This window comes from Staphylococcus sp. HMSC36A10, from assembly GCF_001838845.1.
Taxonomy (GTDB): domain Bacteria; phylum Bacillota; class Bacilli; order Staphylococcales; family Staphylococcaceae; genus Staphylococcus; species Staphylococcus aureus.
Map to the genome: position 1 here is coordinate 1 of NZ_KV839100.1, position 1,323 is coordinate 1,323.

Annotated in this window: 1 protein-coding gene; it reads right to left on the bottom strand. The window is 32.4% G+C overall.

From position 1 onward, the window contains the following. Positions 1-82 precede the first annotated feature (82 nt). Positions 83-1,069 carry an FUSC family protein gene (locus tag HMPREF3247_RS06355; RefSeq protein WP_000999713.1) on the bottom strand — a complete coding sequence of 329 codons (987 nt, stop codon included), beginning with the start codon at positions 1,067-1,069 and terminating at the stop codon, positions 83-85. Positions 1,070-1,323 lie beyond the last annotated feature (254 nt).

A 1,323-nucleotide genomic window follows, 5' to 3' on the forward strand; every position in this document is an offset into this window, starting at 1 on the left:
GGGGTGGGACGACGAAATAAATTTTACGAAAATATCATTTCTGTCCCACTCCCATGGTGCCAATTAGCATAAGGTACTTAAATTAAGCATATCTGCTGTCTAGCAGTCGATAAATCATTAGAACTTCGTATAGTATATGACTTTTAATTTGATTTTCACCACTAATTTCAAGTGCTTTTATAGTCGAACGTAAAGTTTCTACAGAATCATCTTCTCTCTTAAAAGAACCATCATAAAATATATCTTTGATGCTACTACTAATTTTTAGCAATGCCATTTTTTCGTCACCTGAAAAGTTAACACGAGTATTTTTAGGCAAGTAAATGATATTTGATAAATGAGTGATAAACAAACGATTCGTATATGCACGTTTAGTTAATTGATTGAGTAATTTCCAATCACATTCTTTTTTCTTATGATAGCTTAATTCATCACGTTGATAACTTATTAACGTTTCAACTTGATTATTTAAATTGAAAATATTTTTATATGCTTTTTCGCTTTTATCAGATTGCAGTCTTGATAAGATAAGTTCTTGGCAGCGATTGTAAAATAATTTATACATCAAGGCATCTGTCTTACTTAATTTTTCTTCGACCTGACCATAATACTTAGGTGGAAACACCATGAAGTTAATTAAACCTGATGTCACGAGTCCAATAATTGCTGTCAATGTTCGAGACAAAAAGTTGAATATGTAGGCATCATGAATACCTGGAATCATAGCTAATGATGTTAGTACAGCGACATTCGTACCAACTTGCAATTTGAGTTTTGTACAGAATAAAATCGTGAACGTTGCACTCAATGCATATGTAAAAGGTGATTGATCGCCGAATAAATATGTAAATAATACTGCAAAGCCTGCACCAATTACCGTAGCAGGTAATCTACGATAACCTTTAATAAGTGATGCCTTGGCAGTTGGTTCAATTGTGACTACAGCTGTTAAAATGGCATAGATGGGTGTTAAATCTAGTGCCATACAAAAGACAGCTGTTAAAAAAATGGCAATACCAGTTTTAATTGTTCTGGCACCAATTAAATGTTTATACCATTGATCGTTCATTTTTTAACCTCTAATCATCGTAAAATCTTAGCGAGCGCTTTATAATAATAGTATCGTACATTGGAAAAGTTCATGTATGTAAAATATTTGAAATAATCATACTTAAGCATTACTTTGATTTTCATATACATTAATCAAAGTTCTGGGCTCCACAATGTTATATTGTTAGAAATTGACTGAAATAAAATGCACTTGTAACAAGCATTTTTCAATTATAGTCCGGGGCCCCAACACAGAAGCTGACGAAAAGTCAG

Excerpts from the sequence above, each read along its gene's own strand:
- HMPREF3247_RS06355 (WP_000999713.1), bottom strand. The coding sequence starts at position 1,069 with ATGAACGATCAATGGTATAAACATTTAATTGGTGCCAGAACAATTAAA.